Raw genomic sequence first — 22,521 nt, 5'->3', positions numbered from 1 at the left:
TGGCGTTCAGCATTCATGCTGCACTCCGGGCTGGCGACACGGGTCGCGTGGTGCTGGCCGAGCCACTGCCGGGACTGCCAGTAGCCTTCTCGGTCGAACCGCTGGGCATGCTGTTCGCGCTGATCGCCTCGACGCTGTGGATCGTCACCACGATCTACGCCATCGGTTACATGCGTGGTCACCACGAAGGCAACCAGACGCGCTTCTATGCCGCCTTTGCCGCTGCCATCGGCTCGGCCCTGGCCATCGCCTTTGCCGACAACCTGTTCACGCTGTTCCTGTTCTACGAAATCCTCACGGTGTCGACCTACCCGCTGGTCGCCCACGCCGGTACGGAAAAGGCGCGCAAGGGTGCGCGCATCTACCTCGGCATCCTGCTCGGCACCTCGATCGGCCTGCAGTTGCTGGCCATCATCGCCACCTACCTGTTTGCCGGCACGCTGGACTTCCGCGACGGCGGCATCCTGGCCGGCAACATCGACCCGGCCTGGGTTGGCGTCCTGCTGGCGCTGTTCGTGTTCGGTATCGGCAAGGCAGCCGTCATGCCTTTCCACCGCTGGCTGCCATCAGCCATGGTGGCACCGACACCGGTATCGGCCCTGCTGCATGCCGTGGCAGTCGTGAAGGCCGGTGTGTTCACCGTACTGAAGGTCGTGGTCTACATTTTCGGCACCGACTTCATCCTGTCGTCGGCAGCAGCCGAATGGCTGATCTGGTTCCCGGCGGCAACCATCCTGCTGGCCTCGCTGATCGCGATCACCAAGGACAACCTCAAGGCGCGGCTGGCCTACTCCACGGTCAGCCAGCTCAGCTACATCGTGCTGGGTGCGTTGCTGGCGAACGAGATGGGCCTGCTCGGCGGCGCGCTGCACATCACCATGCACGCGTTCGGCAAGATCACGCTGTTCTTTGCCGCGGGTGCGGTGCTGGTCGCCGCGCACAAGACCGAGATCAGCGACATGAAAGGTCTTGGCCGCGCCATGCCGTTCACCTTTGCCGCATTCTTCATCGGCAGTGTCAGCATCATCGGCCTGCCACCGATGGGTGGCACCTGGTCGAAGTGGTTCCTGGGCCTCGGCACGGTGGAAGCCGGCGCCTGGCTGCTGCTGGCAACCCTGCTGATCAGTTCGCTGTTGAACATCTACTACCTGCTGTCGATCCCGGTCCAGGCATTCTTTGCCAGGCCGGCCGATGGCAGCGAATACACCGAGATCAAGGAAGCGCCGAAGACGATACTGATCGCCATGGGCATCACGTCGCTGGCCTGTGTCTGGCTGTTCTTCCAGCCCGACCTGTTCCTGGAACTCGCCGCTGACTTCGCGAGAGGCAACTGACCATGTCCGAACACAAGCCAGGCGAACAGGAAAAGCAGTACCTGTTCGACAATCCGAAGAACGTGGATCGCCTGCTCAAGGGCTTCTACGCCTGCTGCATCGCTTTGTTCCTGGTCGATTTCGCCGTGCATCGGCATATCTACCAGGCGCTGGAAAAGATCCCGGCGTTCTATGCGATTTACGGTTTCGTTGCCTGTGTGCTGCTGGTGCTGGTCGCCAAGGAAATGCGCAAGGTCCTGATGCGAAAGGAAGATTACTACGATGCTGATGAGTAGCCTGCAACCCTTCATGCTGTTCTACGTCGCAGCACTGCTGGCGCTGGTGACGCGTGGTTACCTGCGCGCCGCCATCATGCTGGCGGCACCGATCCTCGGTGGCCTGCGCCTGTGGTTCGGTTACGAGCCGGGCATGGTCGAGACCTACGAGCTCCTGAACTACGAGCTGGTCATCCTGGAAACAGACCGTCTCAGCCTGCTGTTTGGCTACCTGTTCCATATTGCCGGCCTGATCGCCGTGATCTACTCGCTGCACGTGAAGGACACGGTGCAGCACGTGGCCGGCCTGCTTTACGCAGGCAGCGCGCTGGGCGCGGTGTTCGCTGGCGACCTGATCACGCTGTTCCTGTTCTGGGAAATGCTGGCGCTGACGTCGGCCTTCCTGATATTCGCGCGTCGCACGAATCGTGCCAATCGCTCGGGCATCCGCTACCTGATCTTCCAGGTCACCTCCGGTGTCCTGCTGCTGGCGGGTGCGCTGGTGCTTTTCCAGCAGACCGGTTCGCTGGACTTCGATTACATCGGCCTGGAAGCAGGCATTGCCGGCTGGCTGATCTTTTTCGCCTTCGGTATCAAGTGTGCTTTCCCGTTCCTGCATACCTGGCTGACCGATGCCTACCCGGAAGCGACGCCGACCGGTGCGGTGTTCCTGTCGGCCTTTACCACCAAGGTAGCCGTCTACGCCCTGGCACGCGGTTTCCCGGGCACGGAACTGCTGGTCTACATCGGCGCCGCCATGACCTGCTTCCCGATCTTCTTTGCCGTGATCGAAAACGATCTCCGGCGCGTGCTGGCTTATTCCATGATCAACCAGATCGGTTTCATGGTCTGCGGTGTCGGCCTGGGCACGGCACTGGCGCTGAACGGCGCCGTTTCGCATGCCTTCAACGACGTGATCTTCAAGGGCCTGCTGTTCATGACCATGGGTGCCGTGCTGCATCGCGTGAAGCACGTCAATGGCTCGGACCTTGGCGGCCTCTACAAGACCATGCCGAAGACCGCCATGCTGTGCATCGTCGGTGCTGCATCGATCTCGGCCTTCCCGCTGTTCAGCGGTTTCGTGTCGAAGTCGATGATCGTCACCGCCATGGTCAAGGAAGGCTACGACGTGCTGTGGCTGATGTTGCTGTTCGCTTCGGCGGGTGTGTTCCATCACGCAGGCATCAAGATTCCCTACTTCGCCTTCTTCCACCACGATTCCGGCCTGCGCGTGAAGGAAGCGCCAGTGAACATGCTGGTGGCAATGACGATGGCCGCGGTACTTTGCATCTTCATCGGCTCCTATCCGCAGACGCTGTATTCACTGCTGCCATGGGAAGTCGACTACTGGCCGTATGACCTGACCCACACGTTGACGCAGTTGCAGATCCTGTTCTTCTCCGCACTGGCCTTCGTATGGCTGAACAAGCAGGGCCTGTACCCGCCGGAACTGCGTTCCGTGGTGCTCGATACGGACTGGTCCTATCGCAAGCTGCTGCCCGCCATTGGCCGCGGTACCCATGCCGCTACTCGCCAGGCGGGCGCGATGCTGCTGTCGGCTGTCCGCGCGCCGGTATATGCCACGCGCAACGGCTTCAGGGACACCTGGATGGCCCGCTACCACCTCGCCTCGAGCTGGCCGACCGGCAGCATGGCGCTGTGGATCATCATCATCCTGCTGGGCGTCCTGCTGGCGGATATCGTGACAGCCTGAGCAACGCAGCCACGCTGCAGATACAAGAAAGCCGCCGGGAAACCGGCGGCTTTTTCATTGCTGCTCGCGCCAGCGACTACTCGTCAGCGTACTTGTCCCAGACGCAACTCGTGCCGCCCTCGCGCAGCGATTCCAGCAGGCGCTGGTGGGCGGCCAGCTCCTCGGCCGTCGGGTCGGGCGTGGCCAGCACCAGGCCATCACGATCGATGCGCTGCCGGTCCGAGCGCGACGCTCCCTGCTCGCGGCCACCTTGCTGGTCCAGCGACAGGGCCGCCTGGCCACCGGTCATGGCAAGGTAGACTTCCGCCAGGATCTGCGCATCGAGCAAGGCGCCGTGGTAATCGCGCTGCGAATTGTCGATATCGTAACGCTTGCAGAGCGCATCCAGGCTGGCTCGCTGGCCCGGGTGCATCTTGCGCGCCATTACCAGGGTGTCCAGCACCGTGCAGACATCTCGCGTCATCGGCTTGCCATCGATCCGGCCGAACTCGGCATCCATGAAACCCACGTCGAACGGCGCGTTGTGGATGACCAGTTCGGCGCCATCGATGTATTTCAGGAAATCGTCAACCACATCCGCAAATCGCGGCTTGTCGGCGAGAAATTCGTTGGTGATGCCATGCACGTCGATGGCGCCCTGCTCGACCTCCCGGTCCGGTTGCAGGTACTGGTGGAAGTCGTTGCCGGTCAGGCGCCGGCCGACCAGCTCGACGCAACCGATTTCGATGATCCGGTGACCGTCCTTCGGATCGAGGCCGGTGGTTTCAGTATCGAGTACGACCTGGCGCATCAAACGTCCTCAGCTGTCCGACAACAGGGCATCAATGGCCTCGTTGGCCAACGCATCCGCCCGTTCGTTACCAGGGTCGCCGCTATGGCCCTTGACCCAGTGCCAATTGACGGCGTGATCGCCCACAGCGGCTTCCAGCGCCTGCCAGAGTTCGGCGTTCTTGACGGGCTTTTTCGCCGCCGTGCGCCAACCATTGCGTTTCCAGCCGGGCAGCCACTCGGTGATGCCCTTCCTGAGATATTCGGAGTCCGTGTAAAGGTCGACCACGCAAGGCCGCTTCAGCGCTTCCAGCGCCTCGATGGCGGCAGTCAGTTCCATGCGGTTGTTGGTGGTCTCCGGTTCGCCGCCCTTGATGGTGCGTTCCGTACCTTCCCAGCTCATGAATACACCCCAGCCGCCTGGTCCCGGGTTGCCCCGGCAGGCGCCATCCGTGTAGATCGTCACTCGACTCATTGCTGTCCCGGTGTGATTGTTGCCAGATCTGGATCGTGCTTTCGCTGCATCTTACCTGCTCTCGCTGCCATCCGAAATCGACCGTGGCTGGAAATGAACCACATTCGATGCCGTCCGGGCCGAGCGGGCGGGCTCCTGGCCAGGTCCGAGGCCCATGCCAAGCCGGGCCCGCGACAAGCCCAGCGGCGTCATGCCATGGGTATGCTTGCGCGCCAGCAAGGCATAACCGCAGGCCGGAACCAATGGACCGGTCTTCTCCAGCCAGCGACTGCGCTCCAGCCAGCCTGCACGATTGACGGGCAGGCGGCGGAAGAATCGCTTGCAGGCCAGCACCTCGAAGCCCAGCAGCCCCAGCCAGTCCCTGAGTCGGGCCTCGCTGAGCCAGGCCGGGCGAGCCGGGAAGCCATGGCGGCGGTGCGGCGCCAGCAGGCGCCAGCTGCTGTAGGGATTGAAACCGAAGACCAGCAAGTGCCCCTCACCGACCAGCACGCGATCAGCTTCGCGCAACAAGCCGTGCGGCGAGTCGACAAATTCCAGGGTATGGGGCAGCAGGACGGCGTCTATGGACGCTTCCGAGTACGGCAGGGCCCGATCCAGGTTATGGCGAATATCGGCCGCCAGGCCAGGCCCGAGACTGGTACGGCGGTGGGTTGCCGCTGGCGCCAGCAGGAGCTGCCCCGGCCAGCCGGCATCAAGGGAAACAGCGTCATAGCCAAAGACCCGCTCCAGCATGTCCGCCGCGATCTCCTGTTCCTGCTGCAACCACGCCTGACCCAGCGCCGTGGCAAACCACGGGGCAGTACCAGCCGGCAAGGCGCGTGAATCGTGCAGGAATCGCGGCATGGAAAGCTCCTTCAACTCTGCACCACTCTACCACCTCGAATCCCCCGGCCGCAGCCGTATACTGGTCCCCACATACCCACCGAGCCAAGACATGCTGAATATCGAAGCCATCCCGGCACTGAAGGACAACTACATCTGGATGATCGAGGCCCCTGCCCGACCGGACCAGGTCGTGCTGGTGGATCCCGGCGAGCCAGGGCCCGCCCAGGCGCGGCTGGAGGCGACCGGCAAGCAACTGGCCGCCATCCTGGTAACCCACCATCACCCGGACCATACGGGCGGTGTACGAGCACTGGCGAGCGACTGGCAGGTGCCCGTATTCGGCCCGTCCGCCGAGGCCCAGGCCGTGGTGACGGAGCCGCGGGCAGACGGTCAGCGCGTCGAGCTGGGCGAGCTGGGCCTGGCCTTCGAGGCACTGCACATCCCGGGCCATACGCTTGGTCATACGGCGTTCCTTGGCCACGGCGCCCTGTTCTGTGGCGACATGTTGTTCAGTATTGGCTGCGGCCGGCTGTTCGAGGGCACCGCCGAACAGATGCTCGCGTCCCTGGAACGGCTGGCCGCATTGCCGGGCGAAACCCGGGTGTATGCGGGCCATGAATACACCCTGGCCAACCTGGTCTTTGCCGAGGCAGCCGAACCGGACAATCCGGGTCATGCAGGCTTCAGGCAGCGCATCGAAGCCCTGCGGGCTGACGAGCTGCCCTCCCTGCCGTCGACCATCGCGACCGAAAACGACCTGAATCCCTTCCTGCGCTGCAGCAGTCCGGCAGTGCGCCAGCAGGCTGAAATCTGGTCCGGAGAAAGCCTGGATGATAAGGTGCGCGTGTTCGCGGCGCTGCGCCGCTGGAAAGACGTTTTTTAAGCGGAGAAAACCAACAATGCGTCCCGACTTGCGCCTGCCCGGTCGTCTGTTCATTGCACTCCTTGCGAGTTCCCTGCTGGGCTGCGCGCCCATGGCGGAGCAACCGGGAGTGGATACTGCCGAAGTCGTGGTCCCCGCCGGACCCGACATCGAGCGCCTCGAAGACTGGGTGGCCGCAGAAACCGGGCCGACCGAGCCGGTCATGCCCGTTCGCGAAATCGACCTCTGGGACCGGATTCGTGCCGGCTATGCCCTGGAAGAGGTGGAAAGCCGCCGCATTGATGCGCAATTCAACTGGTATGCCCGCCACCAGGACTATCTCGACCGCGTCGCCACCCGTGCCACGCCTTACATGCACATGATTGTCGAGGAAATCGAGCGCCGTGGCATGCCGATGGAGATTGCACTGCTGCCAGTTGTCGAAAGTGCCTTCGATCCCTTTGCCTATTCCCATGGTCGGGCAGCAGGTCTCTGGCAGTTCATTCCAGGCACCGGCAAGCGCTTCGGCCTGAAGCAGAACTGGTGGTATGACGGCCGCCGCGACGTCAAGGAAGCGACCCGCGCTGCGCTCGACTATCTCGAATACCTGCACAAGCTGTTTGATGGCGACTGGATGCTGGCGCTGGCGGCCTACAACTCCGGCGAGGGCAATGTCGGCCGAGCCGTTCGCCGCAACCAGCGGGCCGGCAAGCCGATCGACTTCTTCAGCCTGCGACTGCCACGCGAAACCGAGGCTTACGTGCCCAAGCTTCTGGCACTGAAAAAACTGGTCGCCACACCGGAACAGTACGGCATTACCCTGCAGAGCATTGCGGACGAGCCCTTCCTGGCGGCAGTGGATACCCACCAGCAGATCGACCTGGCGCTGGCTGCCGAGCTGGCGGGACTGAGTGTCGAAGAGGTCTACCTGCTCAATCCCGGCTTCAATCGATGGGCAACCGATCCTGACGGGCCGCACCAGCTGCTGCTACCGCTGGAGAATGCCGAGCGCTTCGAAGCCAACCTGGCCGAACTCGGCGAGCGCAAGACCGTCGAGTGGCGACGCCACATGGTGCGCTCCGGGGAGAGCCTTGGCGCCATTGCCAACCATTACAAGACCACCGTCACGCTGCTCAAGGATGTGAACAGCATCCGCGGTCACCTCATTCGCGTCGGCGACTACCTCATGGTGCCCGTTGCCAGCCGCAGCCTCGACCAGTATTCCCTGGCGGAGCAGAATCGCGTCTCGGCCAAGCAGAATCGTGCGCGCGAAGGGGTCAAGGTCAAGCATGAAGTGATCAGCGGCGAGTCGTTCTGGAGCATTTCACGCCGCTATAATGTCGGTATCCGCGAGCTCGCCGGCTGGAACAACATGGCACCAGGTGATCCGCTGCGTGCCGGCCAGGTCCTGGCAGTGTGGACCGACAATCCGCCGACCCTGCCAACGGGCGGCCTGTCATCCGATGCGCGCATGCGGACCGTGACCTATACGGTGCGACGCGGCGACTCGCTGGCGAAGATCGCCTCACGTTTCGGCGTCAGTGTCGGCGATATCGCCCGCTGGAACGACCTGAACATGAGCAATTACCTGCAACCCGGCCAACGCCTGCGGCTGCGGGTCGACGTTACCAAGCAGTCCACCTGACCGGACTGTCCACGACAGAAAAACGAAGGAAAAGACTATGGGGTTTCTTGAAGGCAAACGTGCACTGATTACCGGCCTGGCCAGCAATCGCTCGATCGCTTACGGCATCGCGACGGCCATGAAACGCGAAGGTGCCGAACTGGCATTCACCTACCTCGGTGACAAGCTGAAGGGTCGCGTCGAGGGCTTTGCCGAAGAATTCGGCTCCGACATCGTGCTGCCGCTGGATGTGGCCAGTGATGACGACATCAAGGCCCTGCCCGGCCTGCTGGGCAAGCACTGGGACAGCGTCGACATCGTGGTGCATTCCATCGGCTTTGCACCCCGCGACCAGCTGGACGGCCGCTACATCGACGTGGTGAATCGCGAGGGCTTCAATATCGCCCATGACATCAGTTCCTACAGCTTCGCGGCACTGGCCCAGGCCATGTACCCGATGATGAAGGACCGCCAGGGCGCATTCCTGACCCTGAGCTACCTCGGAGCGGTGCAGGCCGTACCGAGCTACAACGTCATGGGCCTGGCCAAGGCCAGTCTCGAGGCCAACGTCCGCTTCCTGGCCCAGGATCTCGGCCCGGAAGGCATCCGTGTCAACGGCATCTCGGCCGGTCCGATCAAGACGCTGGCCGCTGCCGGCATCGCCGGCATGCGCAAGATGCTGGACCACGTCGCCAAGGTCGCCCCGATGCGTCGCAACGTCAGCCAGGAAGAAGTTGGCAACGTTGCCGCTTTCCTCTGCTCCGACCTTGCCTCCGGCATCACCGGCGACATCATCTATGTCGACAACGGCTTCCACAACATTGGCATGGCACTGGACGACGACTGAGTCCGGTTGTTGCAGGCACGAAAAAGCCCCGCTTCGGCGGGGCTTTTTTTTGGGAGGAGAACATTGGTCAGGTCGCTGGCTTCGGTTCCGCAAACACGCCTTCCTCTCCTTCGAGCTTGGCGACAATCACGGCACACACCGAATCGCCGAACACGTTGATCGCTGTCCGAGCCATGTCGAGAATCCGGTCAAACACGAACAGCACGCCCACCGCCTCGGCCGGAAGGCCGACCGTGTTGAGAATGACCACAATGGCCACGAGCGAAGCCGACGGGATGCCCGCCACGCCAATGGATGTCAGCAAGGCCGTCACGACAATGATGAACTGGGTGTCGAAGCCGAGGCTTGCGCCATAAGCCTGCGCGAGGAAGATCACTGCCACGCATTCGTACAGCGCCGTGCCATTCATGTTCACCGTGGCACCAAGGGGAAGCACGAAGCTCGAGGTGCGATTGGAAACGCCGGCGTTCTTTTCAACACAATCCATGGTCACCGGCAGCGTCGCCGAAGAAGATGCCGTGGAGAAGGCCGTCAACAAGGCCGGCGCCATGGCCTGGTACATGGCCAGCGGGCTGACTCCGGCAATGAACTTCAACATCAACGGCAACGTGACCAGGGCATGGAACAGCAAGGCTCCAAGCACGACCAGTGAAAATGCCAGCAAGGGACCGGCAGAGGCAAAGCCGGTCGTTGCAACTGTTTCCGCCACCAGGCCAAACACACCGATCGGAGCGAACTTCATGATCAGTTCGGTGATCTTCATCATGATCTGGAAAAGACCCTGCCAGAACCGATATTGCGGTTCCGCATACTCATCGTCGATCTTGGTCATGAAGTAGCCGAACAGCAGCGAGAAAAAGATCACGCTGAGAATCGCACCATTCGAAGACGCCGAGTCGACGATGTTCGTCGGGATCATGCGGACGAAGATCTGCACGATGTCACCGGCGCCACCGCCGGATTTCAGGTTCTCGCTCACCTCGGTCTTGCCCGCTTCCAGAGCGAGCTGCTCGGCAACCGGGGCGTTTTCGTCTATACCCGGCTGGAATGCGTTCACCAGGAATAGGCCGATCATGATGGCCGCCATGGTGGTAATGACATAGAAACCGAATGTCTTGCTGCCCAGGCGACCGAGACCACCACCTTGCCCGATACCCGCCATGCCGGAAATCATGCTGGACGCGATCAATGGCACGATAAGCATCTTCAAGGCATTGATGAACAACGTACCGATGAAGTCGAACAGGCTGACGAAGGTAATGCCGAAGACCTGGCCCTCGGCTCCGGTCAGCCAGCCGGCAAATGCTGCCAGGATGATTGCAATGAGAATCTGCCAGTGCAGTGCAAGCTTGCGCATGTCAGGGCTCCACTTGGTCGGAGTAGGGGTCGATGTTGGCAATTAATCTGCTTGTAGAGGATACAAAAAAGGGCGCCCGAAGGCGCCCTTTTCATTACTGCTCGAGGTTGCCCTCGAATGTGTTCACATTCGCGCTGTCCCGCATCTCTTTCAAGTATGCCTCGAATTCGATGTTGGCACGACGTGCCGCCAGCTGGCTGTTGCGACTGTCGCGCTCGGAGCTGGTCAGCGAACCGAGATCACCCTGGTCGATTGCGGTCAGGCGGAAAACGACGAAGTCGGTGCCGTTGATACGGACCTGGTCGACTTCTCCGTTCTCGCCCGGGTAGTCGGCTGCAAAGAGCGCTGCCGTGTACGAACTGGCCAGATCGGAGGTCGAGCGCAAGGTGCGCCGCTCGCCACGATAGGCGAAGCCTTCGGCAGCTGCGATTTCGGCAAGGGACTGACCCTCGCGAACCTGCTCCGCGATGGACGCGGCCAGGGCCTCCGCCTCGGCCGATGCCTTGCGGCGCTTGACGATTTCGCGAATGTCGAGACTAACCTCTTCCAGCGACTTCGGCTCGGACGGATAGTGCTCGACAATTCGGGTAACCACGACACGACCGTCTTCAAGGCGGATCGGATCGCTGTTCAACCGGTCTTCCAGTACCGACTGCGAGAACACGGCATTTCGAACCTGGTCGATGGCGGCAATATCCTCGCCCCGGCTGCGCGTCACGCCTTCGACGCTCTTGACCTCGAGACCCAGCTCGTCAGCCGCACCAGCGAGAGAACCGGAATCGGCATAGGTGATGTCAATAACCTGCTGCACGGCATCCTCGAAGGCCTGCTCGGCTTCGATGGCCTGGTATTCCTCAAGCAGCTCGTCACGGATGTCAGCCAGCTCCGGCACTTCCGGCGCCTGCACGCCAGTGAGCTTGATGATATGGAAACCGAAGTCGGTCTGCACCGGCTCCGAAACCTCGCCTTCCTGCAGTGCGAACAGTGCGTCTTCGAAGTTGCCTTCCAGTTGACCACGCTCGATCAACCCGAGATCGCCTCCCTCTTCGGAAGAAATCGTGTCGGCCGAGAACTCACGAGCGAGCTCCTCGAAGGACTCCCCGTTGGCAATTCGTTCGCGCAGGGACTCCGCCTGCTCCAGCGCTGCCTGGCCGTCGCCCTCGATGAGGATGTGACTGGCGCGGCGCTGTTCCTGCGACATGTAACCGTCGACGCGCTGCTGGTAGAAGTCCTCGAGCTCTTCATCGCTGACCTCTTCTGCCGCCGCAAAATCGGCCTTGTCGACCACGATATACGCAATGTCAGCCGACTCGGTGGTCATGAACTGGGCAGTGTTTTCCTCGTAATACGCAAGGATGTCCTCTTCCGTGACCTCCACGCTGTCGAAGAAACGAGCCGCGCGAATCAGCAGGTCTTCATGGCTGCGAGCCTGTTCACGCAAGGCCACCTGGAATGCCACGTCGAGTGGCGTCGCGAACGTCGACTCGTTGATGCCGCGCTGCAACTGGTTGATGGCGATGTTGCGACGCTGGATGGCTTCGAATCCTGCCGGGCTGAGGCCCTGGTAGCCCAGTGCCAGGCGGTACTGGTCCTGCGAGAACTCGCCGTCCACCTGGAAAGCCTGCATGTTGCGGATGTTCTCGCGCAGGGTTTCGCCGCTCGGCCGGTAACCGAACTTGTCGACGTGCTGTTGCACCAGTTCGCGGAGGATAAGCTGCTGCAGGACATCCCTGCGCAGTGCATCGGAATCCACCAGCTCCGGCGAGAAATTGTCGCCCAGCATCTGGACCAGCTGGTTGTAGCGCTGCTGGTAGGTGTTCTCCACAGCCACGCTGCTGATTTCGACACCGTCAACCTCGGCTGCAACATTGGCGGCGTTGGGATCGAAGTAGCCACTGATCCCCCACAGTCCGAAGACCAGTGAAAGGAAGATGACGATGACCCAGGCGGCCCAGCCTTGTACGTTTTCACGAATTCTTTGCAGCATGTTCTGTTGTCCTGCTGTCTCTGGAAAATGACAGGACGGCCTCAAGGGCCGTCGCGAGAAAGTTTCAGCGCATGGAAAATAGCGCAAAACCGGTACAAAAAAAAAGACGCCTCGGTAGAGGCGCCCTTTTTCGCTATAAGTGGCGGAGTGGACGGGACTCGAACCCGCGACCCCCGGCGTGACAGGCCGGTATTCTAACCAGCTGAACTACCACTCCGCGCCGTTCTTGGTGGGTGCTGCAGGGATCGAACCTGCGACCCTCGCCTTGTAAGGGCGATGCTCTCCCAGCTGAGCTAAGCACCCCCTAGGAAAGCGCGCTAGTTTACAGCGTCTTTCAGGGCTTTGCCAGCCTTAAATCCAGGAACTTTGCTTGCCGCGATCTGGATGGTGGCACCCGTCTGCGGATTGCGGCCCGTGCGAGCTGCACGCTGCTTCACCTGGAAGGTACCGAAGCCAACCAGCGTGACCTGATCGCCCTTCTTCAGCGTATCCGTGATGCTGCCCAGCACGGCTTCCACGGCGCGCGTGGCATCAGCCTTGGAAAGGTCAGCACTGCCGGCGACCGCTTCGATGAGTTCTGCTTTGTTCATGTGTATCCCCCTTTTGGGTATTAACCTGATCCGGGTTATCCCAGGACCCCCTACCACTCCCGACCGGATGGTCGAAAATCTTCGAGCCCGACGTCTTGCTTCAGGCTTCGACTCAAGGCGCCGTACAACTCTGGGAGAAAACCGGATTTCGTTGAAACATCCTGTTTTCAAGCATGTTGGCGCGTTTTATACCAAGCGCCAAAAACACGTGTCAACCAGAGTTAATGCGGTCTTGAGGGCTTTTTAGCCACTCCGCCTTCATCTTTCTTCGGTGTCGCCTCCACATTGGCCGGCGTTACCTCTGATTTCGCGTCCGTTCCCGGCAGATGCTGCAAGGCAATCTGCAGGACCTCGTCAATCCATTTCACCGGCTTGATGTCCAGGACTTCAAGAATGTCGTCCGGAATCTCCTGCAGGTCTTTCTTGTTTTCTTCCGGAATCACGATGGTACGGATACCGCCGCGATGCGCAGCCAGCAGCTTTTCCTTCAAGCCACCGATCGGCAGGACTTCACCCCGCAGCGTGATCTCGCCCGTCATGGCCACATCGGCCCGTACCGGGATTCCTGTCAGCGCTGAAACCAGCGCCGTGCACATGCCGATACCGGCGCTGGGGCCGTCCTTCGGCGTGGCACCCTCGGGAACATGGATGTGTACATCGATGTCCTGGTGAAAGTCTGCCTTCAGCCCCAACACGCTGGCGCGGCTCCTGACGACCGTCATGGCCGCCTGGATGGATTCGCGCATGACGTCACCCAGCTTGCCGGTATTGGTAAGCTTGCCTTTACCCGGTACCACCGCCGACTCGATGGTCAGCAATTCGCCGCCCACCTCGGTCCAGGCCAGTCCGGTGACCTGCCCGACCTGGTCCTTCTCCTCGGCACGGCCGTAACGGAACCGCTGGACGCCGAGATACCGATCGAGATTCTCCTCCGTGACTTCCACCGCGTTGTCTTGCGGCTCCAGCAACAGTTCCTTCACCACCTTGCGGCAGATCTTGGCAATCTCGCGTTCAAGGCTGCGCACGCCGGCCTCGCGGGTGTAATGCCGGATGATCGAGCGAATGGCACTTTCCTGGATGTCGATTTCCTTGGCCTTCAGTCCGTTGGCCTTGATCTGCTTCGGCACCAGGTAGCGCTCGGCAATGCTGGACTTCTCGTCTTCGGTGTAGCCGGCAAGGCGAATCACTTCCATGCGATCGAGCAAGGGGCCCGGGATCGCCATGGTGTTCGCCGTTGCCACGAACATCACATCCGACAGGTCGAAATCGACCTCGAGGTAATGGTCGTTAAAGGTGCTGTTCTGTTCCGGATCAAGCACTTCCAGCAGTGCCGACGAAGGATCGCCCCGGAAGTCCGTCGACATCTTGTCGATTTCGTCCAGCAGGAACAGCGGGTTCTTCACACCCACCTTGCTCATGTTCTGGATGATCTTGCCCGGCATGGAGCCGATGTAGGTCCGGCGATGGCCACGGATTTCCGCTTCGTCACGCACGCCGCCCAGGGCCATGCGCACGAACTTGCGGTTCGTGGCCCGCGCCACGCTCTGGCCCAGCGATGTCTTGCCCACACCCGGCGGGCCGACCAGGCAAAGAATCGGGCCTTTCAGTTTCTTGACGCGTTGCTGTACCGCCAGGTACTCGACAATCCGTTCCTTGACCTTGTCCAGCCCGTAATGGTCGGCCTCCAGGACTTCCTCGGCTTTCTTAAGGTCATGGCGAATGCGCGTGCGCTTTTTCCAGGGCGCGCCCGTCAATGTCTCGATGTAATTGCGCACCACGGTGGCCTCGGCCGACATCGGTGACATCAGCTTCAGCTTGTTGAGCTCGGAATTGGCCTTTTCCTTGGCTTCCTTGGACAGGCCCGCCTCTTCGATGCGCTTTTCGAGATCCTCGAGTTCGTTCGGAGCATCTTCCAGCTCACCCAGCTCCTTCTGGATGGCCTTCATCTGCTCGTTCAAGTAGTACTCGCGCTGGCTCTTCTCCATCTGCTGCTTGACCCGGCCCCGGATGCGCTTTTCGATCTGCATCAGGTCGATCTCGGCTTCGATGAAGCCCATGATCTGCTCGAGACGCTTGCGCACCGATTCGATTTCCAGCAGCTGCTGCTTTTCCTCGATCTTGAGGGTCATGTGCGCGGCAATGGTATCTGCCAGGCGGCCTGGTGATTCGATACCGGCCAGCGATGTGAGAATCTCCGGCGGGACCTTCTTGTTCAACTTAACGTATTGGTCGAACAGCGACATGACCGAGCGCATCAGCACATCGACTTCGCGCTCGTCGTAGCCCTCATCCTCGGGAATGAGATCGGCTTCCGCCGTGAAGTAATCCTTGGAGATGATGTTCGTGATTCGGGCTCGCTGGCCACCCTCGACCAGCACCTTCACCGTGCCATCAGGAAGCTTCAGCAGCTGCAAGACGGTAGCGATCACGCCAATGGAATGCAGGTCCGATGCCTTGGGCTCATCGATATCCGCACTCTTCTGGGCGACCAGCAGGATGTGCTTGCCATCCTTCATCGCCTCGTCCAGCGCCGCAATCGACTTCTCGCGACCCACGAACAACGGAATCACCATGTGCGGATAAACCACGACATCGCGCAACGGCAGTACCGCAACGGGCCCGTTCAGCTCTTTCAGGGATTCAGCTTTGGAGTCTTCGCTAGCCAAGTTCTACCTCAGGGTCATGGAACTTAATCGGTGCAAATCAAGGCCGGCAGAGTGCCGGCCCGATCGATGTCATTATCTGGCAACAGTCGGGTTCATTCGTCGGCAGACGCGGCCCTTGGTGGCGCCTCTTCGGACGAATACATGATGTATGGCTGCGCTTCCGAGCGGATGACCGCGTCGTCCACCACGACCTTTTCGACATTTTCCATCGACGGCAGGTCATACATGGTGTCGAGCAGCACGCCTTCAAGGATGGTCCTGAGTCCGCGCGCGCCGGTCTTGCGCTCCATCGCCTTGCGGGCGATCTCCCGCAGCGCGTCGTCGCGTACCTCGAGATCGACATCTTCCATTTCGAACAGCTTGCGGTACTGCTTGATGACCGCATTTTTTGGTTCGACCAGGATCTCCATCAGCGCTTCTTCGTCCAGCTCTTCCAGCGTGGCGACGACCGGAAGCCTGCCGACGAATTCCGGGATCAGGCCGAACTTGATCAGGTCCTCGGGTTCGACACCGGCAAGAATCTCGCCGACATTGCCCTTGGTCTCCTTCGACTGGACTTCGGCGGCAAAGCCGATACCGCTCTTCACGGAGCGATCGCGAATGACCTTTTCCAGGCCGGCGAAAGCACCACCGACGATGAACAGGATGTTCGACGTGTCGACCTGCAGGAATTCCTGCTGCGGATGCTTGCGACCACCCTGCGGCGGAACCGAGGCAACCGTGCCCTCGATCAGCTTCAGCAAGGCCTGCTGCACACCTTCGCCCGAGACATCACGCGTGATGGACGGGTTGTCCGACTTGCGGGAAATCTTGTCGATCTCGTCGATGTAGACAATGCCGGTCTGGGCCTTGTCCACGTCGTAATCGCACTTCTGCAGAAGCTTCTGGATGATGTTCTCGACATCCTCGCCCACGTACCCTGCTTCAGTCAGCGTGGTCGCATCGGCAATGGTGAACGGCACGTTCAGCAAGCGTGCCAGCGTTTCCGCCAGCAGAGTCTTGCCGGAACCCGTCGGGCCGATCAACAGGATGTTCGACTTGGAGAGCTCAACCTCGTCCTTGTCGTTGCTGCCGCGAACTTCCAGTCTCTTGTAATGGTTGTAGACCGCAACCGACAGGACTTTCTTGGCGCTCTCCTGGCCAATCACGTACTGGTCGAGGACCGCCTTGATTTCTTTCGGCTTGGGCAGCTTGTCGTGCGTCTGGTCTGCCTGCTCTGCCATCTCTTCACGGATGATGTCGTTGCAGAGCTCCACGCATTCGTCACAGACAAACACGGACGGGCCCGCAATCAGCTTGCGAACCTCATGCTGGCTTTTGCCGCAAAACGAGCAATACAGCAGCTTGCCGCTATCGTCGCTTCCGCTTCGGGTATCGTCTGTCATGCCAAATCCTGCTGCTTGGGTGGCTGGCCGGTCGAGCCGCGAGAAGCACCCGAACCCGGGCACAACGCCTCTGATTCAGGTATAGCACGATGCAGGGGCACCGTGAACCCGCCGGTGGACATCAATTTGGGCCGGAAACCCGCGCCATTGGTGGTTTTTTAGCCACCTGGACGCTGGGTCAGCACCTGGTCGATCAGGCCGTATTCCGTGGCCCGCTCGCCACCCATGAAATTGTCGCGATCAGTGTCTTTCTCGACCTGATCGATGGGCTGGCCCGTGTGATGGGCCAGGATCTCGTTCAAGCGCTGTTTCGTGGCCAGGACTTCCCGCGCGTGGATGTCGATATCCGAGGCCTGGCCCTGGAATCCCGCCAGCGGCTGGTGAATCATCATGCGCGAATGCGGCAGCGCAAAACGCTTGCCCTTGGCGCCTGCCGCCAGCAGTACGGCACCCATGCTGGCCGCCTGGCCGATGCAGATGGTGCTGACATCCGGCTTGATGAACTGCATGGTGTCGTAGACCGCCAGGCCCGCACTCACCGAGCCACCCGGCGAATTGATGTAAAGGTGGATGTCCTTGTCCGGGTTTTCCGACTCCAGGAACAGCAACTGCGCGACAATCACGTTGGCCATGTAGTCCTCGACCGGCCCCACGGCAAACACCACGCGCTCCTTCAGCAGGCGGGAATAGATGTCGTAAGAACGCTCGCCGCGGGCGGTCTGTTCGACCACCATCGGTACGAGGTTCAGGGCTCGGGTATCCATGGCACCGTAGTTGTTGTCGCTCATTCGCTTTGGTCCTCTTTCACGACCGGAATTCTGATCAGCTTCGAAGGCTACCTTATCAACCCCTGGGCTGCTCGTTCATGATGTCTTCGAAACTGGACTTCTTCTCCTTGATGGTAGCCTTTTCCCGCAGCAGGTCCACCGCCTGCTCTTCCAGCGACATCGCCTCTATCTGGCGCATCACCTGCGGGTTGGCCTTGTACTGGGCAATGACCTGGTCCTGCTCGCCGTACTGTGCCGTCATGTCGGCCAGGATGGCATCGACCTTGGCCTGGTCCACCTTCAGCTCGTTGACCTTGATGATCTCGCCCAGCAGCAGTCCCAGCGCCACGCGCTTGCGGGCCCGCTCCTCGAAAAGTTCGCGCGGGAACTGGTGCGGATCGGCCTCTTCGCCCATGCCCATGCGGCGAGCCATGTCGTGCTGCAGGCTGTGGATTTCCTCGTCCACCAGCGCATTCGGCAGGTCGAGCTTGTTGGCATCGACCAGGGCGTCCAGCAGGCCTTCCTTGCCCTTGCGCTTGATGGCCTGCTCCAGCTCGCGTTCCATGTGCTCGCGCACATCGGCCCGCAGCTTGTCGATGCCGCCTTCGTTGACGCCGAAGTTCTTGACGAACTCGTCATCCAGCTCCGGCAGCTGCTGCTCCTCGACGCGGTGCGCCTTGACCGTGAACTTGACCTTCTTGCCCTGCAGCTCCTCGGCCTGGTAGTCCTTGGGGAACTTGACGTCGAAGCTCTTCTCCTCGCCCGCCTTCAGGCCCATCAGGCCCTTTTCGAAATCCGGGATCATGCGACCGCCACCGAGTTCGACCGGCATTTCCTGGCCGGAATTGCCCGGGAAATCCTCGCCCTTGAGCTTGCCTTCGAAATCGATGATCACGCGATCGCCCTCGGTGGCGGCCTTGTCGGCTTCCACCCAGTCGGCACGCTGCTTGCGCATGTTCTCGATCATGCCCTCGACGTCCTCGTCGCTGACCTCGGCCACCGGCTGCTCGACCTTCAGGCCCTCGGTCTTCTTCAGCTTGACCTCCGGGTAGACCTCGAAGGTAGCGGTGTACTTCAGGCCCTTGCCCTCGGCCATGTCGACCGGGTCGATCAGCGGCTGGCCGGCCGGCTGCAGACTCTGCTCACGCAGTGCCTCTCCGTAGCTAGACTGGATCAGCTCCTGCATGACTTCCTGCTGCACATCCTCGCCGTACTGCTGCTTGACCACCTTGAAAGGCACCTTGCCAGGGCGGAAGCCCTTGACCTTGGCGGTGCGGCTGAGGCGGCGCAGTCGGTTGTCGATCTCGTTATCCACCCGCTCGGCCGGCACTTCTACCGTCATCTTGCGCTCGAGACCCTTGGTGGTCTGCACGGAAACCTGCATTGCTTGCTCCTCGAAATTCGGAAGTTACTGATTTAAAAAGGTTTTAAGGGTCGAGCCGCCATGCTCGACCCCGCTATCTGGTGCGAAAGGAGAGACTCGAACTCTCACCCCATTCGGGACTGGAACCTAAATCCAGCGCGTCTACCAATTCCGCCACTTTCGCCTGGCTGCCAAACCGGATCCGGCCCGCCGAAAGCGCCACATTATAACAGCAATATGGGTGCAATCCGGCGTAAATCAAGGCCTCGCGAGGGCAGCTCGCGGACCCGGAACCACAAGCAAAAAGCCCGGCAGAAGCCGGGCTTTTCGGTGTTGGTGGGCCGTCAGGGACTCGAACCCCGAACCAATTGATTAAGAGTCAACTGCTCTACCAATTGAGCTAACGGCCCTTTTGGGCTGCGCATTATACACGCATTTTCCCGGGCCGAAAGGCCGGAAACTGGGGTGGAAGACGGGACTCGAACCCGCGACAACCGGAATCACAATCCGGGGCTCTACCAACTGAGCTACATCCACCACTGAAACTTGTCATGCCACCTGCCGCGGGCCACCGCTTGCCAGATGGCGCGCCCGGCAGGACTCGAACCTGCAACCCTCGGCTTAGAAGGCCGATGCTCTATCCGGTTGAGCTACGGGCGCAGTCAAACACTGCCTGGCTGTCACCTTGTAACTGGTCGGGGCAGAGGGATTCGAACCCCCGACCCTCTGCTCCCAAAGCAGATGCGCTACCAGACTGCGCCATACCCCGCATCCGTTGCACGGGCAGCCTCCCGCGCAGAGCCGGGAATGATACGTATCCGTCACCGCATCGTCAATTCGCATTGCCATTAGATTGTAGCAAAACCCGGGCCGGGCCCGGGTCCGGGGGCAGCATCGCTCGCTTGTTGGCTGCCGGGCCGCGTGCGACAATTCCGCGCCTCGACGGGAGGGATCGATGACTGCGCAACTGATCGACGGCAAGGCACTGGCCAAATCCATTCGAAAAGACGTCGCCGCCCAGGTGGCCGCGCGACAAGCGGCGGGCAAACGGGCCCCGGGGCTGGCCGTGGTACTGGTTGGTAACGACCCGGCCTCGGAGGTTTACGTCAACCACAAGCGCAATGACTGCGAGGAAGTCGGTTTCTTCTCCGTATCCCATGACCTGCCCGCCGACACCCGCCAGGCAGACCTGCTGGCGCTGATCGACCAGCTGAACGACGACCCCACGGTCGACGGCATCCTGGTTCAGCTGCCGCTGCCCGACCATATCGACACTGTCTCGGTCATCGAGCGAATCCGCCCCGAGAAGGACGTCGATGGCTTTCACCCGCACAACATCGGTCGCCTGGCGCAGCGCATCCCCCAGCTCCGCCCTTGCACGCCCTTCGGCATCGTTCGCTTGCTGGAATCCATCGGCGAGGAGTTCAAGGGGCGGCACGCCGTCATCGTGGGCGCCTCGAACATCGTCGGTCGGCCGATGTCGCTGGAACTGCTGCTGGCCGGCGCAACCGTGACCACCTGCCATCGTTTCACCGATGACCTGGCTTACTTCGTCAGGCAGGCAGACATCGTGGTGGTTGCCGTGGGCAAGCCCGGGCTGGTCAAGGGCGAATGGATCAAGCCGGGCGCCACGGTGATCGATGTCGGCATCAATCGTGGTGAAGACGGCAAGCTGACCGGCGACATCGAGTTCGAGGCCGCCGCCGAACGCGCGGCCTGGATCACACCGGTGCCAGGGGGAGTCGGCCCGATGACTCGCGCGATGCTGCTGGTGAATACCTTGAGTTCCGCCGAAAGCCGCGACTGAGTCAAGCAAACCCGAGAAAAAGCCGCCTGGTCAGGCGGCTTTTTCGTTTCGGCACTCCGATTCAGCGACCACGTCGCCAGGTCGTACCCTCGGGGCCGTCATCCAGGATGACGCCCTCTGCCGCCAGCATGTCCCTGATGCGATCCGCCTCGGCGAAATCCTTTGCATCACGCGCCGCCTTGCGTTCGGCGATCAGGCCTTCGATACGTTCGGCATCATCGTCGTCGCCACCGCCACGCAGGAATTCCTCCGGTGACTCGCGCAGCAGGCCCAGCCGCCCTGCCAGTGACAGCAGTTCACCGCGCAGGCCTGCTTGCTCTTCCGGATCGCTGGCCGTATTGATCGCTGATGCCAGTTCGAACAGCACGGATATCGCCATTGGCGTGTTCAGGTCGTCGTCCATTGCCGCGAGGAAGCGTTCCCGGTATTCACCCGGATGCCCTTCCGCAACTTCGCCGCGGGCCGCAAGGTACAGACGCTCTATACCGGCCGCGGCCTTGTCCAGGTTCTCGTTGGAATAATTCAAGGGGCTGCGGTAATGGCTGCCAAGCAGGAAGAAACGGATGACTTCCGCGCGATAGCTCTTCAGCACGTCCCGGATGGTGAAAAAATTGCCCAGCGACTTGGACATCTTCTCTTCGTCGATGTTGACGAAGCCGTTGTGCAGCCAGTGCTTCACGAAAGGCGCGTCATGGGCACCGCAACTCTGAGCAATTTCGTTCTCGTGATGCGGGAACTTCAGGTCCATGCCACCGCCATGGATGTCGAATGCCTCACCCAGGCAGTCGCGCGACATGGCCGAGCACTCGATATGCCAGCCCGGGCGGCCCTTGCCCCAGGGTGAATCCCAGCTCGGCTCGCCCGGCTTCGCCGCTTTCCAGAGCACGAAATCCACGGGATCCTTCTTGGCCTCGTCGACCTCGACTCTGGCGCCGGCGCGCAGGTCTTCCAGTTTCTTGCCCGACAGCTTGCCGTAGTCTGCAAACGTCCCGACGGCGTAGTAGACATCACCGTTGTCCGCCGCGTAAGCATGGCCACGCTCGATCAGGCGTTCGATCATCTCGATCATCTGCGGCATGTATTCCGTCGCTTTCGGCTCGCGATCCGGCCGCAGGATGCCGAGCGCATCGAAGTCTTCGTACATGGCGTCGATGTAACGACCACTAAGCTCGCCGATGCTCTCGCCATTCTCGTTGGCGCGCTTGATGATCTTGTCTTCGATGTCCGTGATGTTGCGAACGTACTCCACGTCGTAACCGCTCGCACGGAGATGCCGCAGGACGGCATCGAATACCGTGTAGCAGCGCGCATGACCGATGTGGCAATGGTCGTAAGGCGTGACCCCACAGACGTACATCTTCACCTTGCCCTCTTCCAGGGGCACGAAGTCTTCCTTCTGTCTCGTCATCGAGTTGTAGAACCGCAACTTGCTCACTCTTCCATTACCTCAGTCTTGTTTGGCTGCATGCCGCTGGGCGCTTGCCAAGCGTTCGCCAATGACATCTTTCCCGAGCAGGTCCCAGACGCGCGCCATTTCCGGCCCATGCGTGAGACCGGTAATGGCCGCACGCAAGGGCATGAAAAGCCCCTTGCCCTTCACGCCTGCTGCCTGGCCCGTGGCCTTGGCAAACGTCTTGAAGTCCTCAGCGCCATCCAGTTCGTCAAGCGCAGCCTTGTAGAAACCATCGCCTGCCTCGCGCAGCACATTCAGCGCGGCATCGGAATGGAAACCTGCGTCCGAATAGAGCGCCTTTGCCAGCTCCGCGGCATCCACCGGCATGACGATATTGTCGCGCACTGTCTGCACGAAACGGGCGTGATCCTCGGCAGGCACTCGTGCCGCAAGCTCCGAATGGGACTCGTGTGCCAGCAACCAGTCCAGCATCTCGCCATCCG

At 61.1% G+C, this 22,521-nt stretch carries 19 protein-coding genes and 7 tRNA genes; 7 read left to right on the top strand and 19 right to left on the bottom strand.

Annotation, left to right across the window (positions count from 1 at the left end; translation table 11 throughout):
• The 3 genes from R3217_06210 to R3217_06200 all read left to right on the top strand — a co-directional run.
• Nucleotides 1-1,334 (top strand): proton-conducting transporter membrane subunit (locus tag R3217_06210; GenBank protein ID MDX1455029.1); only part of this gene is annotated, 1,334 nt, incomplete at its 5' end.
• Nucleotides 1,335-1,336: 2 nt separating this feature from the next.
• Nucleotides 1,337-1,609 carry a hypothetical protein gene (locus R3217_06205; GenBank protein MDX1455028.1) on the top strand — a complete coding sequence of 91 codons (273 nt, stop codon included), beginning with the start codon at nucleotides 1,337-1,339 and terminating at the stop codon, nucleotides 1,607-1,609.
• The gene (locus R3217_06200; GenBank protein ID MDX1455027.1) at nucleotides 1,596-3,302 is read left to right on the top strand and encodes a Na(+)/H(+) antiporter subunit D; all 1,707 of its coding nucleotides are present in this window, start codon (nucleotides 1,596-1,598) and stop codon (nucleotides 3,300-3,302) included. The genes R3217_06205 and R3217_06200 overlap by 14 nt, the downstream gene beginning before the upstream one ends.
• Before the next feature lie 76 nt (nucleotides 3,303-3,378).
• Here the strand turns inward: R3217_06200 and dnaQ are convergent, their stop codons facing one another.
• The 3 genes from dnaQ to R3217_06185 are packed head-to-tail and all read right to left on the bottom strand — an operon-like array spanning nucleotide 3,379 to nucleotide 5,388.
• Complete coding sequence (gene dnaQ, locus R3217_06195) at nucleotides 3,379-4,092, bottom strand: DNA polymerase III subunit epsilon (GenBank protein ID MDX1455026.1); 714 nt, start codon at nucleotides 4,090-4,092, stop codon at nucleotides 3,379-3,381.
• A 9-nt stretch (nucleotides 4,093-4,101) separates the two neighbouring features.
• Nucleotides 4,102-4,545, bottom strand: a complete 444-nt coding sequence (gene rnhA, locus R3217_06190; protein ID MDX1455025.1) for a ribonuclease HI — start codon at nucleotides 4,543-4,545, stop codon at nucleotides 4,102-4,104.
• Between the two features lie 51 nt (nucleotides 4,546-4,596).
• On the bottom strand, nucleotides 4,597-5,388 hold the full coding sequence (locus R3217_06185; protein ID MDX1455024.1) for a methyltransferase domain-containing protein: 792 nt from the start codon (nucleotides 5,386-5,388) through the stop codon (nucleotides 4,597-4,599).
• A 91-nt stretch (nucleotides 5,389-5,479) separates the two neighbouring features.
• Here R3217_06185 and gloB point away from each other — a divergent pair, with 91 nt between their 5' ends.
• From gloB to R3217_06170, 3 genes are read left to right on the top strand one after another with little or no spacing between them, the layout of a single operon-like run.
• Nucleotides 5,480-6,253: a hydroxyacylglutathione hydrolase gene (gloB, locus tag R3217_06180; protein MDX1455023.1), complete on the top strand. Its 774-nt coding sequence runs from the start codon at nucleotides 5,480-5,482 to the stop codon at nucleotides 6,251-6,253.
• Nucleotides 6,254-6,269: 16 nt separating this feature from the next.
• Entirely contained in the window at nucleotides 6,270-7,877 is a 1,608-nt protein-coding gene (locus R3217_06175; protein ID MDX1455022.1) for a LysM peptidoglycan-binding domain-containing protein, read from the top strand.
• A 37-nt stretch (nucleotides 7,878-7,914) separates the two neighbouring features.
• Nucleotides 7,915-8,703, top strand: a complete 789-nt coding sequence (locus R3217_06170; protein ID MDX1455021.1) for an enoyl-ACP reductase — start codon at nucleotides 7,915-7,917, stop codon at nucleotides 8,701-8,703.
• 67 nt (nucleotides 8,704-8,770) lie between these two features.
• Here R3217_06170 and R3217_06165 read toward each other — a convergent pair whose 3' ends face one another.
• From R3217_06165 to R3217_06100, 14 genes are all read right to left on the bottom strand, one after another.
• Entirely contained in the window at nucleotides 8,771-10,060 is a 1,290-nt protein-coding gene (locus tag R3217_06165; GenBank protein MDX1455020.1) for a dicarboxylate/amino acid:cation symporter, read from the bottom strand.
• Between the two features lie 94 nt (nucleotides 10,061-10,154).
• Complete coding sequence (locus tag R3217_06160) at nucleotides 10,155-12,047, bottom strand: SurA N-terminal domain-containing protein (GenBank protein MDX1455019.1); 1,893 nt, start codon at nucleotides 12,045-12,047, stop codon at nucleotides 10,155-10,157.
• 140 nt (nucleotides 12,048-12,187) lie between these two features.
• Nucleotides 12,188-12,264 (bottom strand) — tRNA-Asp (locus tag R3217_06155).
• A 10-nt stretch (nucleotides 12,265-12,274) separates the two neighbouring features.
• Nucleotides 12,275-12,350 (bottom strand) — tRNA-Val (locus R3217_06150).
• A gap of 14 nt (nucleotides 12,351-12,364) precedes the next feature.
• Complete coding sequence (locus R3217_06145) at nucleotides 12,365-12,637, bottom strand: HU family DNA-binding protein (protein MDX1455018.1); 273 nt, start codon at nucleotides 12,635-12,637, stop codon at nucleotides 12,365-12,367.
• A 221-nt stretch (nucleotides 12,638-12,858) separates the two neighbouring features.
• Nucleotides 12,859-15,303 carry an endopeptidase La gene (lon, locus tag R3217_06140; protein MDX1455017.1) on the bottom strand — a complete coding sequence of 815 codons (2,445 nt, stop codon included), beginning with the start codon at nucleotides 15,301-15,303 and terminating at the stop codon, nucleotides 12,859-12,861.
• 92 nt (nucleotides 15,304-15,395) lie between these two features.
• The gene (gene clpX, locus R3217_06135) at nucleotides 15,396-16,688 is read right to left on the bottom strand and encodes an ATP-dependent Clp protease ATP-binding subunit ClpX (protein ID MDX1455016.1); all 1,293 of its coding nucleotides are present in this window, start codon (nucleotides 16,686-16,688) and stop codon (nucleotides 15,396-15,398) included.
• A gap of 158 nt (nucleotides 16,689-16,846) precedes the next feature.
• The gene (gene clpP / locus R3217_06130; GenBank protein ID MDX1455015.1) at nucleotides 16,847-17,476 is read right to left on the bottom strand and encodes an ATP-dependent Clp endopeptidase proteolytic subunit ClpP; all 630 of its coding nucleotides are present in this window, start codon (nucleotides 17,474-17,476) and stop codon (nucleotides 16,847-16,849) included.
• Between the two features lie 55 nt (nucleotides 17,477-17,531).
• A complete protein-coding gene (tig, locus tag R3217_06125) occupies nucleotides 17,532-18,839 on the bottom strand; it encodes a trigger factor (protein ID MDX1455014.1) in 1,308 nt (435 codons plus the stop codon).
• Nucleotides 18,840-18,917: 78 nt separating this feature from the next.
• A tRNA-Leu gene (locus R3217_06120) sits at nucleotides 18,918-19,002 on the bottom strand.
• 150 nt (nucleotides 19,003-19,152) lie between these two features.
• A tRNA-Lys gene (locus R3217_06115) sits at nucleotides 19,153-19,228 on the bottom strand.
• A gap of 51 nt (nucleotides 19,229-19,279) precedes the next feature.
• Nucleotides 19,280-19,355: transfer RNA gene (locus tag R3217_06110), tRNA-His, on the bottom strand.
• A gap of 46 nt (nucleotides 19,356-19,401) precedes the next feature.
• Nucleotides 19,402-19,478, bottom strand: a tRNA-Arg gene (locus R3217_06105).
• A gap of 32 nt (nucleotides 19,479-19,510) precedes the next feature.
• Nucleotides 19,511-19,587 (bottom strand) — tRNA-Pro (locus tag R3217_06100).
• A 186-nt stretch (nucleotides 19,588-19,773) separates the two neighbouring features.
• Here R3217_06100 and folD point away from each other — a divergent pair.
• A complete protein-coding gene (gene folD, locus R3217_06095; protein ID MDX1455013.1) occupies nucleotides 19,774-20,625 on the top strand; it encodes a bifunctional methylenetetrahydrofolate dehydrogenase/methenyltetrahydrofolate cyclohydrolase FolD in 852 nt (283 codons plus the stop codon).
• 61 nt (nucleotides 20,626-20,686) lie between these two features.
• On the opposite strand, the gene cysS is transcribed toward folD, so the two are convergent.
• Together cysS and R3217_06085 are read right to left on the bottom strand one after the other, a co-directional pair.
• Nucleotides 20,687-22,051: a cysteine--tRNA ligase gene (gene cysS, locus R3217_06090; protein ID MDX1455012.1), complete on the bottom strand. Its 1,365-nt coding sequence runs from the start codon at nucleotides 22,049-22,051 to the stop codon at nucleotides 20,687-20,689.
• 21 nt (nucleotides 22,052-22,072) lie between these two features.
• A partial coding sequence (locus R3217_06085; protein MDX1455011.1) for a glutamate--tRNA ligase occupies nucleotides 22,073-22,521 on the bottom strand: 449 nt, incomplete at its 5' end.

Source organism: Gammaproteobacteria bacterium (genome assembly GCA_033720895.1).
In the GTDB taxonomy this organism is placed as follows: Bacteria; Pseudomonadota; Gammaproteobacteria; order Natronospirales; family JAJUFS01; genus JAWWBS01.
This window is presented reverse-complemented; position numbering and strand designations above follow the sequence as displayed.